This is a genomic window from Streptomyces sp. SID12501 (genome assembly GCF_010550245.1).
Lineage (GTDB): Bacteria > Actinomycetota > Actinomycetes > Streptomycetales > Streptomycetaceae > Streptomyces.
The window spans coordinates 350745-364520 of record NZ_JAAGLU010000003.1 but is presented as its reverse complement, the minus strand read 5'-3'; the positions used below and the strand labels follow the sequence as shown (position 1 = coordinate 364520).

The 13776-nt window shown below is 68.2% G+C and carries 10 protein-coding genes; 2 read left to right on the top strand and 8 right to left on the bottom strand.

Going from position 1 to position 13776, the window contains the following annotated elements:
- Nucleotides 1-187 precede the first annotated feature (187 nt).
- The gene (locus tag G3I71_RS05105) at nt 188-778 is read left to right on the top strand and encodes a Uma2 family endonuclease (RefSeq protein ID WP_343242852.1); all 591 of its coding nucleotides are present in this window, start codon (nt 188-190) and stop codon (nt 776-778) included.
- A gap of 144 nt (nt 779-922) precedes the next feature.
- Here the strand turns inward: G3I71_RS05105 and G3I71_RS05100 are convergent, their stop codons facing one another.
- From G3I71_RS05100 to G3I71_RS50195, 5 genes are all read right to left on the bottom strand, one after another.
- The gene (locus G3I71_RS05100) at nt 923-2902 is read right to left on the bottom strand and encodes a fibronectin type III domain-containing protein (protein WP_164312683.1); all 1980 of its coding nucleotides are present in this window, start codon (nt 2900-2902) and stop codon (nt 923-925) included.
- Nucleotides 2903-2909: 7 nt separating this feature from the next.
- The gene (locus tag G3I71_RS05095; RefSeq protein WP_164312682.1) at nt 2910-4946 is read right to left on the bottom strand and encodes a PA14 domain-containing protein; all 2037 of its coding nucleotides are present in this window, start codon (nt 4944-4946) and stop codon (nt 2910-2912) included.
- Between the two features lie 43 nt (nt 4947-4989).
- Complete coding sequence (locus G3I71_RS05090; RefSeq protein ID WP_164312681.1) at nt 4990-6768, bottom strand: PA14 domain-containing protein; 1779 nt, start codon at nt 6766-6768, stop codon at nt 4990-4992.
- 156 nt (nt 6769-6924) lie between these two features.
- Nucleotides 6925-7554 carry a hypothetical protein gene (locus G3I71_RS50200; protein ID WP_203729309.1) on the bottom strand — a complete coding sequence of 210 codons (630 nt, stop codon included), beginning with the start codon at nt 7552-7554 and terminating at the stop codon, nt 6925-6927.
- The gene (locus G3I71_RS50195) at nt 7539-8399 is read right to left on the bottom strand and encodes a PA14 domain-containing protein (protein ID WP_203729307.1); all 861 of its coding nucleotides are present in this window, start codon (nt 8397-8399) and stop codon (nt 7539-7541) included. The genes G3I71_RS50200 and G3I71_RS50195 overlap by 16 nt, the downstream gene beginning before the upstream one ends.
- A gap of 442 nt (nt 8400-8841) precedes the next feature.
- On the opposite strand from G3I71_RS50195, the gene G3I71_RS05080 reads away from it, so the two are divergent.
- On the top strand, nt 8842-9969 hold the full coding sequence (locus tag G3I71_RS05080; protein WP_203729305.1) for a sugar ABC transporter substrate-binding protein: 1128 nt from the start codon (nt 8842-8844) through the stop codon (nt 9967-9969).
- A gap of 67 nt (nt 9970-10036) precedes the next feature.
- Here G3I71_RS05080 and G3I71_RS05075 read toward each other — a convergent pair whose 3' ends face one another.
- From G3I71_RS05075 to G3I71_RS05065, 3 genes are all read right to left on the bottom strand, one after another.
- A complete protein-coding gene (locus G3I71_RS05075; RefSeq protein WP_164312723.1) occupies nt 10037-10879 on the bottom strand; it encodes a transglutaminase family protein in 843 nt (280 codons plus the stop codon).
- Nucleotides 10880-11001: 122 nt separating this feature from the next.
- Nucleotides 11002-11943 (bottom strand): alpha-E domain-containing protein, encoded by a 942-nt coding sequence (locus G3I71_RS05070; RefSeq protein ID WP_164312680.1) that lies wholly within the window; start codon nt 11941-11943, stop codon nt 11002-11004.
- Nucleotides 11940-13487: a circularly permuted type 2 ATP-grasp protein gene (locus G3I71_RS05065; protein ID WP_164312679.1), complete on the bottom strand. Its 1548-nt coding sequence runs from the start codon at nt 13485-13487 to the stop codon at nt 11940-11942. Before G3I71_RS05065 ends, G3I71_RS05070 begins: the two co-directional genes overlap by 4 nt.
- Nucleotides 13488-13776 lie beyond the last annotated feature (289 nt).

Below are 13776 nucleotides of genomic sequence, written 5' to 3'. Positions count from 1 at the left end.
CGGCCACACCGCGAACGCGGACCAGGTCGGCGCACTCAACGTCGCTGTCAGGGCCGGGCTGGTCCTTCCCGACGTGGCCTAGCCACCGACAGGAGAAGCCCGCGCGTTCACGCGTGGGAGGAGTCACGACCGCTCTTGCGCACGAAACGAGAGGCCCAAGATCATGTCCGAGTCTCAGGCTGAATTTGTGAACGAACCCAACCTGGACGAGGTCGTGTGGCAGGCATGGAAGGCCATTGAACTCCCCGAGGGCTACCGCGCTGAGATCATCGAGGGAGCCATCGAGGTGTCGCCCACTGGACGTTTTTCGCACGCCCAGGTTGTCAACCGCCTGCGCGATGCGCTCGCGATCTTTTTGCAGGACGGTGAGTACGGCGCCTGGAACGACATGAATGTCATCCATCCGCTCAGAACGTGGGTACCGGACGGGTTCGTGGCCCCTCGGGACGGTGAATCGATCGAGACGGAGGACGACCTTGGCATCAACGCGTCAGCGGTTCACGTGGTGATCGAAGTCGTCTCCCCCGGGAAGCGCAACCAGGATCGCGACCGAGTTCGCAAGCGTCGTGAGTACGCCCGTGCCGGAATCCCCGTGTACGTGATCATCGACGACTACGACAACCGCGGCACCGTGAGCATTTTGACGGTTCCTGTGCCCGAGCACGCCCGCTACGAGGACGAGCACCGTGTGCCGTACGGCACCGAGGCGCTCGTCCCGGAGGGGCCCGCCAAAGGATTCGTCATCGGTGAGGCGATCACGGGGCCGAAGCGAAGTTGAGGACCGTCCCGGCTGGCCAAATTCAGCAGGCCAGCGCCCGATGATTCGACGGCCTGTGGGGTCGTCGGAATAACTCCCCAGCGACGGGCGGGCCCGGAAGCGGAAAGCCTCCGGTCCCGCCCGTTCGTTCCAGGTTCGTGCCTGTCAGTCCTCTTCCTCTTCCGGTGCCATGGCTACAAAGTCGCCGCCGGGCGCGGATTCGGTTCCGTCGGCATATGTGGCGGTTACCCAGTAAAAGTAGGTTGTGCCCCTCTTGACCGGGAAGTCTCCGTATGAGGGGAAATCCGTGGCGGTGCCCAGCTGTTCGTACGCGCCCGCACCCGGGTTCCAGCGGTACACCCGGTACCCGGTTGCGCCGGGCACTTCGTCCCACCGCAGGTCGACTTCCTCATCGAATATCGAGGGTATTGCGTTCAGCGTTACGGGCGAGTCCTCGGGAGTAGCGACGGACGGCATCAGATCCAGCGTGGCCACGACGACCGTGTTCGCCTTGCCGGTCTGTAGGTAACTGGAGTTGTCCGAGGTGTCGACGGCGTCCACGAAGTAGCAGAACCGGTCGCCGTTCGGCATGGGCACGTCTCTGTACTCGGAGGTGTTGGTGTCGAGACGCGCGTATGCGACGGCCGAGCAGACCTGGCTGCCTTGCCCGTCGCTGGTGGCCTTGCCCCGGTAGAGGGTGTACCGCATCAGGTCCGGCGCGTCGCTGTCGTTCCAGTCCAGGATGGTGCCGTATTTCGTCGCCTTGGCGGTCAGGCCCGTGATGGGTGCGGGCGGCGTCAGATCCTCGGTCTCCTTGGTGACGGTGACGGTCGCGCTGGCGACGGACTCGTCGTATGTGCCGTCGAACGCCTTCACGACATAGTGATACGTCGCGCCTGGGGCTGTGGACCAGTCGGTGCAGGTGTACTGCCCGCGGCCGTCAGCGAGGATTTTCCAACGGGTGTCACAGCTGATCGGCTCGACGGTGGTGTCCACGGGGAGCGTCGTCGAGCGGTAGACGTGGTAGTCCCAGTAGTCGCCGGGGTCCTTGGGCACGATCCAGGTGAGGATTGTCTTGCCCGGTGGTGTCTTCAGGTCGGTAGGCGCGGCCACGAGGCGGCGTACCTCGGCTGTCTCGGCTTCCCTCGACAAGGAGCCGTCGGAGCTTATGGCCGTCACCCGGTAACTCCAGTAGACCGATCGCTTCACGGTGTTGTCGGTGAAGGACGGTCCGGTGACCGTGTACGCAGACTCGTCCGAGCGCCGCACGGTATAGCTCACCGCGCCAGGGACGGATTTCCAGGTCAGCTGGATTCCCTTGTCGGTGCCCGTGGCTGTGAGACCGGTGGGCGTGGTCAGCTGGACACTGGTGACGGCCTGGTCCGCGCTGCCCGCCGAGACATTGCCGGCCTTGTCGACGGCGCGGACCTCGTAGGCGTGGCCCCCTCCGGTGGCCGGCGGAACGTCTGTGTACGCGGCGGACTTCGTACTGCCCGCCTTCACCCAGTAGTTGCTGTTCGCGTAACGGCGGTAGACCCGATACTCCGCGAGGTCCATCTCCGTGTTCTTGGACCAGGTGAGCTTGGCCTTGCCGGTGGTCGTGTCGTATGCGACAGAGGCGCCGGTCGGGGCGAGGGGCTTGACCTTGTCGATGCTCGCGGCGGTCCGAGGCGCGTAGGCGAAGCTGACGTTGGCGGAGCCCGTCCAGTTGACGTAGTCGATGCGCAGGATGTGCTTGCCGGAGGGGATGGTGACGTTGACGGTCTTCCGCACTGTCGACGACACGTTCTTCCATACGTCGACCTTGAGTTTGCCGTCGAGGTACACGCGTACCCCGTCCTGCGCGGCGACAGGCAGAGCGAAGGGGCCGCCCGAGCCGAAGTCCCGTGTCACGGTCCAGCGGACGGAGAAGTTGTCCTTCGGCAGGCCGGTGGCCGGGGCATTCGCGCCCCAGTTCTCGGCGATGGCGGTGTCGCAGTCCGTCTTCTTCGGTGTGCCGGAGAAGGTGGTGTTGGGGAAGAACTGTCGCTTGTAGACAGGGGAGTTGCAACTGGTCGCGGCCGAGGCAGCGGGAGCGGCGATGGTGGTGAGGACACCGGCCGTGGTGGCCAGCCCCACGGTCACTGCCTGCAGGGTGGTCTTCATAGGGAGGTCACGCTCCGTTCGGCAGGGACACGCTGGAGCCCACGTTGCTGAAGGTCTCCGAGCCGTCGGCCGCGACGACCGAGAGCAGGTAGTAGACGGTCGTGCCGTGGGGCACGGTGTGGTCGATGTAGCTGGTGGCGGTGGGTGCCAGCGGGACGTCCGTCACACGGACGTAGGTGCTCGTCGCGCGGTCCCAGCGGTGCACGTTGATGCCTACGGCCTCCGTGGCCACCGAGTCGGCGCAGTCGATGTACATGCCGCCCTCGTCGCCGAGAGTGGTGAAGGTGGTCAGGGAGCAGGGGGCGGTGTCCTCGGGGACGGTCGTCGGCCTGAGGTCGAGTTCGGCGCCGGTGACCGTGGAGACGGGACTGTCCCAGTAGGCGCCCGTCCAGTCGGCGCTGTTGTCGTAGATGTCCGTCGGGATGACGACGTACGTGTGCGACCCGCCGTTCGCCGCTTCCGGGCCCACGACGAACTCGGAGGTGCCGGCGGGCACCGTGCCCAGGTGGTCCGGTGTGCAGCAGGAGAAGTACTCCCAGACCTGGTACTCCTTCAGATCCGCCGCCGTACTGTCGTCCCAGTCCAGCTTGAAGCCGTACTCCAGGGGGTCGGAGGTCAGATTGGTCACCGGCGGCGGTGGGATCTCGTCCCCGGGCCGGGTGATGGTCATCTCGGCGGAGCCGGTGGACCAGCGGCCTGCGGTGTTCTTCCGGGTCATCACGTAGTGGTACGCGGTGCCCCGGTCGCCGTCGTAGTCGACGCACGTGCGGACCTTGTTGCCGGCCGTGTCCGTACGGGTCTTGCGGCTGCTGCAGTTGATGGGGTCCTCGTAGGTCGTCTCCACAGGGGAGGACGTCGAGCGGTAGACGTCGTAGTCGGCGGTGTCGCCGCCCGGTGCCTCGGTCCAGGTGAACACCGCGCCGTAGTCCGGCACGGTCGCCGTCACGTTCTGCGGCGGGAGGATGGACCGGGTGCTGCGTACGACGTTGGAGGACCGCGCGTTCTTGGCCGCGTCGAGCGCGTCGACCTTGTAGTCGTAGGCAGCGCCGTACTCCGCCTCGGTGTCCGCGTAGCGCTTGGCGGTGGTCTCGGCGATCCGGGTGTACGAGGTCTCGGACTCCGCCTTGCGGTAGACCCGGTAGCGCACGGCGTCGGCGGGGGCCGTCCAGGTGAGGTTGTTGGAGGCCTCCACGGCGGTGGCGGTGAGGACCGCCGCGGCGGGGGCGATCCGGTCGTCCGTGATGATCACCTGGTCGATGGAGCCGGCCGACTCGTTGCCCGCCTTGTCGTAGGCGCGGACCTCGTAGGCGTACGACTGTCCCGTGAGCGGCGGCTGATCCCCGGCCGTGCGCTCGGTGGCCGTGGTCGTGGCCACCTTGGTCCACGTACCGGTCCCCTGTAGTTGGCGGTAGACGCGGTAACCGGTGAGGTCCATCTCCTTGTTGGCGGACCAGGCGAGATCGGTGTACGCAGCCCTCCCGTCGGGGACGTAGACGGCTCGGACGCTGGTCGGAGCGAGAGGCTTGATCTTGTCGACGGTGGCCGAAGTACGGGGCGCGTAGCCGACATCGACCTTGGCCGCGCCGGTCCAGTTCACGTAGTCGACGCGCAGGGTGTGTTTGCCCTTGGGGATCGTCACGTTGACGGTCTTGGAGTGCGAACCGGTCGTGTTGGACCAGAGGTTGATCTTCAGGCTGTTGTCCAGGTAGACGCGGATGCCGTCCGTCCCGGAGGCCGTGAGGGCGAAGGGGCCGCCCGAGCCGAAGTCGCGGGTGACGGTCCAGCGGACGCCGAAGTTGTCCTTCGGGAGGCCGGCAGCGGGGGCCTTTGCGCCCCAGTTCTCGGCGATGGCGGCGTCGCAGTCGGTCTTCTTCGGGGTGCCGGAGAAGGCGGTGTTCGCGAAGAACTGGCGCTTGAAGACGGGGGAGTTGCAGGTGGGCGCCGCCGAGGCGGCCGGGGCGATGACGACGGTGAGGAGGCTGCCGGCGGTGGCGAGCGCTACGGCGGTTACGGTCGTGGCGGTCGTACGTCGTGTGATGTTCATACGGTTCTGCGTCTGCTCTTCCTCTGCTGTGCTGTCTGCGCTGTCAGTTCGCGGGGGCGGTGACCGTCCAGGCGCCCGCCGGTACGGACTCGGTGCCGTCCGCGGCCAGGGTGGTCACCCAGTAGAAGGACGTGGTGCCGCGCGGGGCGCCGGTGTCGCGGTAGTCGGTGACATCGCTGCCGAGGTCGGCGATCTTCTCGTACGCCCCGGTGGTGGGGTTCCAGCGGTGGACGCGGTAGCCGGTCGTCTCCTGGGCGGCGGAACTCCAGGACCAGTCCAGGTAGTTGCCCTCGTCGCCCTCCGCGCCGGTCACCGTCAGCTCCAGCGGGGAGTCCTCGGGCGTGGTCACGCCCGGCCTCATGTCGAGCTCGGTGAACAGTGCGGCCTCGCCGTCACCCGTCCACTTGAAGGGGGAGTTGCCGAAGTCGTCGATGGGGTCGACGAGGAAGCAGCCCCGCTCGCCGTCCAGGAGGGCGGTGTACCAGTACGAGTTCGAGGTGGTGGTGTACGTGAACGAGGTGCTGTCGCCCGGCAGATACTCCTCGACCAGGCTCAGGTAGCACTGCTCCACACCGTCCTCGTCGTAGTCGGCCATCGCGCCCCGGTAGAGCCTGTACCACGTGAGGTCTTCGGCCGGATTCGCGTCCCAGCTCAGCTCGAAGCCGTACTCGGTCGGGGTGGCGGCGAGCCCGGTGACGGCGGGCGGCGGGACGTCGTCCAAGAGGCGGCCCGTCACGGCCTCGGAGAGCGCCGACTCGTTGCCCGCCGCGTCCATGGCCGTGACCGCGTAGAAGTACCTCGCGCGTTCCACAGCCGAGGCGTCCCGGTACGAAAGCTCGGTCGTGCTGCCAAGCCTCGTGTAGGTGTCGGGCACGTACTTGCCGCCCTTGTACACCTCGGGCGCCCGGTACATCACGTACGACACCGCTCCCTCGACCGCACTCCAGCCGAACCGCATCCCCTCCGACTCCGAGGAGCTGATACCGACCAGGTCCTTGGGAACGCCCGGTGCGACGCGATCGACGGTGGTGACAGCCAGGCCCGCCGTACCGGCCGACTCGTTGCCCGCCTTGTCGTAGGCGCGGATCTCGTAAACGTACTTCTCCCCGGTCAACGGGAGCGTGGTGTCCATGTACGAGGTCGTCGTGGTCGTCGCGATGGGCTTGGCGCCGAAGGAACCGCCCTCGGCGCGCCGGTGGACGCGGTAGCCCGTGAGGTCCATCTCCTTGTTCTTCTCCCAGACCAGCGTCGCCGTGCCGGTCTCCTTCTCGTACGAGAGGGCCGCACCGGTCGGCGCGAGCGGCTTGACCTTGTCGACGCTCGCCGAAGTCCTGGGCGCATAGGCGAAGTTGACGTTGGCGTTGCCGGTGAGGTTGGCGTAGTCGACGCGCAGGGTGTGCTTGCCGGACGGGATGGTGAGGTTGACGGTCTTCTTCTGGGTCGTCGTGACGTTCTTCCAGAGGTTGACCTTGATCGTGCCGTCGAGGTAGACGCGGATGCCGTCCTGCGTGGCGGCCGTGAAGGCGAACGGCCCGCCCGATCCGAAGTCCCGTGTCACGGTCCAGCGCACGCCGAAGTTGTCCTTCGGGAGGCCGGCAGCGGGGGCCTTCGCGCCCCAGTTCTCGGCGATCGCGGTGTCGCAGTCCGTCTTCTTCGGGGTGCCGGAGAAGGTGGTGTTCGCGAAGAACTGCCGTTTGTAGACGGGAGAAGTACACGTCGTAGCGGCGGAGGCGGCCGGGGCTGTGGTGCTGAGGAGGGCGCCGGCGGTGGCGAGCACGAGGGCGGTGGTGGCTGCCTGCGTCGTGCGTCTGGCTGGGTTCAAAGCGGTCCTTCGAGTCCTGATCGTCAAACGACGAGAAGTGGGCCGTTGACGATCAGGACCAGCGAAGGTGCGAATTGGTTGTACTGCTGGTGTGATTTTGTTCGAAAGGTAAGAGAGGGGCAGGTGGGGTGTGTAGGGCGTGTGGGACCTGCCGACTCAGCCCACCTTGAACTGGATCGTGGTCGCCGCGCCCCTCCGGCCTCCGTAGTAGTCCACCGTCCGCACCGTGAACGTGTAGCTGCCGGAGGCGGGCGGCGTCCACATCACCGTCGAGTCCGTGGTCCGTGTGTAGCCCGCGTCGCCGGTGAACTTGTACTCGTAGCCCCAGATCAGGCGGTCCGAGGCCGGGGGCAGGGTCACGGTGAGCGGAGTGCTCGAACCGCCGTGCGCCACGCAGTCGTTCGCCGTGCACTCCGTGTACGGGGCGGCCAGGGTGATGGTCGGCGGCAGTGGCGCGGTGGACGTGACCGGGGTCTCCCGGGTCACGGTGACCACTCCCTCGGGGGCCGACTCGTTGCCGTACTGGTCGAGGACGACCACGTAGTAGGACGCGCGCCCGACCGGGGCCGTCGTGTCGTCGTAGAGGGTCGCCGTCACCTTGTCCGCGCTGATCCGCGTCCAGGCGTCGTTCGTACCCGTGCGGCGGTAGACGCGGTAGCCGTAGTGGGCATCCGTCGAGAAGTTCCAGGTGAGTGCGGTGGCGCTGTCGCGGAGTGTGCCCGTCAGGCCCGTGGGCGTCGGCGATTCGCCGGGCGCGGGGCGGGTCGCCGTCACCGTGTCCGACACCGGGGAGATGTTCCCGTACGCGTCGATCGCCTGGATCGTGTAGGTGACCGGGACGCCGGCCTCTGCCAGTTCGTCGTTGAAGGAGGTGCCGAGGGCGATGGCCGGGCCGTCGGAGTCGGACCCGCCGGCCGGCGCCGCCCACACCTGGTAGCGCTCCATGTCGGCCGAGGACGCCTGCCAGTGGACTGGTTGCCGGCCTTGTCGCGGGCGCGGACCTCGTAGGCGTACGTCTCGCCGGTCTTCGGGACCGTCGAGTCCGTGTATGTGGTGGCGGCGGTCGAGGTGGTCGTGGCGAGGGGCTTGACCTTGTCGACGGTCACCGAAGTCCTGGGCGTGTAAGCGAAGTTGACGTTCGCGTTGCCGGTGAAGTTGGCGTAGTCGATGCGGAGGGTGTGCGTGCCGGAGGGGACCGTGGGGTTGACCGTCTTGGTGCGCGTCGCGGAGACGTTCTTCCACAGGTCGATCTTGAGCTTGCCGTCGAGGTAGACGCGGATGCCGTCCTGCGTGGCGGCGCTGAGGGCGAAGGGGCCGCCCGAGCCGAAGTCACGGGTCACCGTCCACCGCACGCCGAAGTTGTCCTTGGGGAGGCCGGTGGCGGGGGCTTTGGCGCCCCAGTTCTCGGCGATGGTGGTGTCGCAGTCGGTCTTCTTCAGGGTGCCGGAGAAGGTGGTGTTCGCGAAGAACTGCCGCTTGTAGGCGGGGGAGGCGCACGTCACCGTGGCCGCCGAGGCGGGCGCTGCGGCGGCGACCGCGGTGAGAAGGCCGCCGGCGGTGGCGAGCACGACAGCGGTCGCGGCGGTGCTGGTCACGGCCCCCGTGACCGTCGTACGTGTGGCTGAGATCATTCGGTCCTTCGCATCCTTCGCATCCTTCGCATCCTTCGCATCCTTCGCATCCTTCGCATCCTTCGCATCCTTCGTGTCCGGTTCGGGAACCGGCGGGATCCGGCCGTCGATGATCAGGCTCGTGAGGAACGCGCTTGGTTGTACGGATCTTGGGCGGGCCCGGACGGGTCCTGGACAGGTCTCCTCGCACTCGGTTCGTGCACCCGGTTCGCGCACCTGGTGTAGGACATGCGGAGGCGGTTCGCCCGGACTTCCGCCACTTCTTCACGTAGGCGACGGAGTGTGATGTTGCCCTCCGGATGAGTAGTTCCGCTTGACGCGTGTGGGCTCACCCGCGTTGTCTTTTCAGACACATGGGCCGCACTGCTGCGTCCACGTCCTAAAAGCACCTGAAGTGAGCACCCGAATGTTTCGTCTGACTCGTCCGGCTCGTCCGATTCACATGAGTCGCGTGGCTCGTTTGCGTCGTTCCGCCACGGCCGTGGCCGCCTCCGTGGTCACGGTCTCCCTTGCCGCGGGCTGCGGCGCACTCGACGCCAGTGGCCAAGCCGCTGAGGCGACCCCCGCCAAGGGCAACGACATCACGGTGGGGCTGCTGCTTCCGGAGACGGCGAACACCCGGTACGAGAAGTTCGACTACCCGATCATCAAGAGCAAGGTCGAGTCGCTCACCAGCGGCCAGGGCAAGGTCGACTACGCCAACGCCGGGGCGGACGCCGACAAGCAGGCCAGGCAGTTGCAGCAGATGATCGACGACAAGGTCGACGTCCTGCTCCTCGACGCCGTGGACGCGCACGCCATCGCGGGCGAGGTCAAGAAGGCCAAGGAGGCCGGGATTCCGGTCATCGCGTACGACAGGCTGGCCGAGGGCCCCATCGACGCGTACATCTCCTTCGACAACGAACTCGTCGGCGAGGTGCAGGGACGTTCCCTCCTGGAGGCCCTCGGCGGTGGGGCCAACGAGTCGAAGAAGATCGTGATGATGAACGGGTCGGTGACCGACCCGAACGCCGCGCAGTTCAAGGAGGGCGCCCTCTCCGAACTGAACGGCAAGGTGACGATCGCGCAGTCCTTCGACACCAAGGACTGGAAGCCGGAGAACGCCGAGGCGAACATGACGAAGGCCATCGAGGCCATCGGCAAGGACAACATCGCCGGCGTCTACTCCGCCAACGACGGCATGGCGGGCGGCATCATCGACGCCCTGGAGGCCGCGGGCGTCACCAAGCTGCCGCCGATCACCGGGCAGGACGCCGAACTGGCCGCCGTGCAGCGGATCATCTCCGGCGAGCAGTACATGAGCGTCTACAAGTCGTACCCGCAGGAGGCCGAGACGGCGGCCGAGATGGCCGTCGCCCGCATCCAGGGCCGCGACATCCAGTTCGACGCCCTCACCCGGGACAAGGTCGACAGCCCCACGACCAAGGACGTCCCCTCCCAGCTGGTGAGCGTCGTCGCCCTGACGACGGCCAACATCAAAAGCACGGTCCTCGAGGACGGCATCTACAAGCTGGCCGAAATCTGCACCGCGAAGATCGAGGACGATTGCGAGGCCCTCGGGCTGAAGTAGTCGCACACACCGTCCGCGGGCAGGGCGCGTACCCCGGGGTACGCGCCCTGCCCGCGGACGGGTCATTTCAGGCCACCCGCGTGAACTCCACCGTCACCTCCGGCGGCCCTCCGGCTACTCCCCGGTACACGCCCTTGTGCGGTGTCACGTCGTCGTAGTCGCGCCCCCGGCCGACCACCACATGGGACTCGTCGGCGCGCGTCCGGTTCGTCGGGTCGTAGCCGCACCAGTCGCCCGCCCAGTACTCGACCCAGGCGTGGGACTGGCCCTCCACCGGGCGGTGCAGTTCCGCCTCCCGCTCGGGGTGGAGGTAGCCGGAGACATAGCGGGTGGGCAGGCCGAGGCCCCGCAGCAGCGCGATCGTCACATGGGCGATGTCCTGGCAGACGCCCGCGCCCTGCTCCCAGGCCTCCGCCGCCGACGTGTTCACGCCCGTCGTACCTGGCAGGTACGACACCCGGTCCGCGACCAGCGCCGACACCGCCGTCGCCGTCTCGTGCGGGTCGAGACCTACGGCCACCTCCCGCGCCCGCGCCACCAGTTCGGGCGGTACCGTCGTCCGTCCCGTCACCGTCGCGTACTCCAGCAACCGGGAGTTGGCCGTCCGGTCGGCCACCTCGGCCCAGCTCGGCGCGGGGTCCAGAGGTCCCGGCGGGGCCGTCTCCACCAGGCTCTGGGCGGTGATCGTGAGGTCGGCGTGCGGATCCATCAGGTCGAAACCCGTGACCTGCGTGCCCCAGTAGTCCCAGTACGACCAGGTCGGCGTCGCCGGGTTCACGGTGACCCGGGCGTCCAGCGTCGTCTGGCCGGGGAGCGTCAGCGGGGTCATCCGGACCTCGTTGTGCGAGGAGATCACGGCCTGCGCGTACGCGACATGGGTGACGTGCCGGATACGGAGCCGGCGGGTCATCGGCGCGTTCGTCGACATGATGCTCGTCCCGCCGCCCGACATGCCACCCGTTCCGCCGTTCGACATGCCACCGGTTCCGTCGCTCGTCCCGCCGCTCGTCATGCTGCCCGTTCCGTCGCTGTTCATACTGCTCGCGCTCCTTCCTGAGCCCACTCCACGGGCCCCTGGTACGGGAAGAACTTCTCCGCGACCGCCTCCGCCGAGGCCATGCAGGCGGTCTGCAAGTCCTGTAGCAGCACCGGGAGTTGGTCTTCCATGGCCTGCGAGTCCAGATACTCCAGGCGGGTGCGCAGCCGCCCGATCGGGCGCCGGGCCGGATCCTGGCGCGGGCGGCCCAGGGCCGCGAGGCACTCCTCCGCCGTGGTCAGCGCGTGCAGCGCCGAGCGCGGGAAGTCCCGGTCCAGGAGCAGGAATTCGGCCACTCTCGGGGTGTCGCCGAACCCGCTGTACACCCGCGCGTAGGCCTCGTCCGCGCCGCTCGCGCTCAGCAGCGTCGGCCAGTCCGGGGCGTGGGCGGCGTCCAACACCCGTACCGACAGCAGCCGTACGGTCATGTCCACCCGCTCCAGGCTGCGCCCCAGGATCACGAAACGCCAGCTGTCGTCCCGGCTCATGGTGGAGTCCGCGAGGCCGAAGAAGAGGGCGGATCGGCGTCGTACCAGCTCCAAGTAGGCGTACGGGCCCGTGCGCCTGGCCGCGAGCCGCTGGTCGGCGAGGGCGTGCCAGGTGGAGTTGAGGCACTCCCACATCTCCGAGGAGACGGCTTCCCGGGCGCTTCTGGCGTTGAGCCGGGCCGCACCGAGCGCGCCCTCGATCGCGCACGTCGAGCGGGCGTCGAAGGCGAGCTGGTCCAACACCTGCTGCATGTCGACGGGTTGGCCGCCCGCGTCGACGCCCAGGATCGCGTAGAGGGAGCGGCAGGCCGCGTCCTCGTCGCGCCAGGGGTCCTCCAGCAGGCGGTGCAGATAGGCGTCCAGGATGCGGCTCGTGGCGTCCGCCCGCTCCACGTAACGGCCCGTCCATGTCAGGGCCTCGGCTATCCGGGAGAGGATCACGTCGTTCACTGCTGCTGCGCCCCTTCCTGTACGAGGGTGAGGTTGCCGTCGGGTCCGTGCTGGCGCGGGGCGACCTCGGGTGGTGCGCCGGCCGGTGGTACGGGGCTCGGGGTCTCGGCGGGCCCCTCGGCGAGCACCCAGGTGTCCTTGGAGCCGCCGCCCTGGCTGGAGTTGACGATGAGGTTGCCTTCCTGGAGGGCGACGCGGGTCAGCCCGCCGGGCAGGACCCAGACCTCGTTGCCGTCGTTCACGGCGAACGGCCGCAGGTCGATGTGGCGCGGCGCCATCCGCTCGCCGGACAGGGTCGGGGAGGTCGAGAGTGCGACGGGGCGCTGCGCGATCCAGCCCCGGGGATCTGCGGCGACCGCCGCCCGGCACTGCTCCAGGGTCTCCCGGTCGGCCTTCGGGCCGATGACGATGCCCTGGCCGCCGGCGCCGTCGACCGGCTTGATGACCAGCTGGTCGATCTGGTCGAGCACGGCCTCCAGCTGCCCCGGCTCGTCCGGACGGAACGACTCCACATTCGGAAGAATCGGTTCTTCGGAGAGGTAGTACTGGATCAGATCGGGTACGTACGTGTAGAGCAGCTTGTCGTCCGCGATGCCGTTGCCGACCGCGTTCGCGAGGGTGACGGTGCCCGACTGGGCGGCGTTCAGGATGCCCGGGCAGCCGATCAGCGAGTCGGGCCGGAAATGGAGCGGGTCGAGGAAGTCGTCGTCCATTCGTCGGTATACGACATGGACGGGCACCTCACCGCGCGTGGTCCGCATCCACACCCGGTTCCTACGGCACACCAGATCGTGCCCCTCGACCAGCTGCACGCCCATCAGCCGGGCCAGCAGGGCGTGTTCGAAGTAGGCGGCGTTGCTCGGACCCGGGGTCAGGACCACGACCCGCGGATCGGTGACCCCGGCGGGCGCGGCGGCGCGCAGCGCGGCCAGCAGACGCTGCGCGTAGCCGTCGACGGGGACGACGTGCTGCTCGGCGAAGAGGGACGGGAAGACGCGGGTCATCGCCCGCCGGTTCTCGATGACGTAGGACACCCCGGACGGCACCCGGACGTTGTCCTCCAGCACCCGGAAGTCCCCCGCCTCGTCCCGGACGAGGTCGATGCCGGCGACATGGATGCGTACGCCGCCCGGTGGCTCGATGCCCTGGGCGGCCCGGTGGAAGTGCGGCGAGCTGAGCAGCAGCCGCCACGGCACGACGCCGTCCTCGAAGGCCTGGCAGGGCCCGTAGGCGTCCGCGAGATAGGCCTCCAGGGCCCGCACCCGCTGGGCGACCCCGCGCTGGATGAGATCCCACTCCAGCGCGTCGAGGATCCTCGGTACGAGGTCCAGCGGCCAGGGCCGTTCCTCACCCGCGAAGGCGTAGGTCACCCCGCGGTCGGTGAACGCCCGGGCCATCTGGTCGGCCCGGAAGCGCAGCTCGGTCGGTTCGATGGGCTGGAGTGCCGCCAGTACCGGCTCATAGGCGGTCCTGACCTCACCCGGCCGCACAAACATCTCGTCCCACGCGTCGGCCAGCGCGTACGCGTCAAATATGTCCGCCATGGCCTGACGGTAGGGGCGGGACGTAACGGGACGATCTCAAGGTGGTTTCTGGGAGCTTGCGCGGCAGTCGTGGCACGCGCTTTCTCACTGGTCGCATGCCGGTCGCATGGTGCGGGGCGGCGCGGGGCATGCTGATGGCCCCGGCCGGGTGGGGCCATCCTGCCAGGGCCGCTTCGGGCGTTCCCCCGTGCGCCGTGGCGCCCCTTGGGTAAGCCCGTGTCAGGCCATGAAGACCTTGTGGCACAGCGGGGCGCTTTGGCTCAGACGGTTCCGGACAGGGGGCGTCTCT

What these genes read in the sequence shown, in the direction of transcription:
- G3I71_RS05100 (WP_164312683.1), bottom strand. Translation starts at nt 2,902, where the DNA reads ATGAAGACCACCCTGCAGGCAGTGACCGTGGGGCTGGCCACCACGGCC.
- G3I71_RS05095 (WP_164312682.1), bottom strand. Translation starts at nt 4,946, where the DNA reads ATGAACATCACACGACGTACGACCGCCACGACCGTAACCGCCGTAGCG.
- G3I71_RS50195 (WP_203729307.1), bottom strand. Translation starts at nt 8,399, where the DNA reads ATGATCTCAGCCACACGTACGACGGTCACGGGGGCCGTGACCAGCACC.
- G3I71_RS05080 (WP_203729305.1), top strand. Translation starts at nt 8,842, where the DNA reads ATGAGTCGCGTGGCTCGTTTGCGTCGTTCCGCCACGGCCGTGGCCGCC.
- G3I71_RS05075 (WP_164312723.1), bottom strand. Translation starts at nt 10,879, where the DNA reads ATGACCCGCCGGCTCCGTATCCGGCACGTCACCCATGTCGCGTACGCG.
- G3I71_RS05065 (WP_164312679.1), bottom strand. Translation starts at nt 13,487, where the DNA reads ATGGCGGACATATTTGACGCGTACGCGCTGGCCGACGCGTGGGACGAG.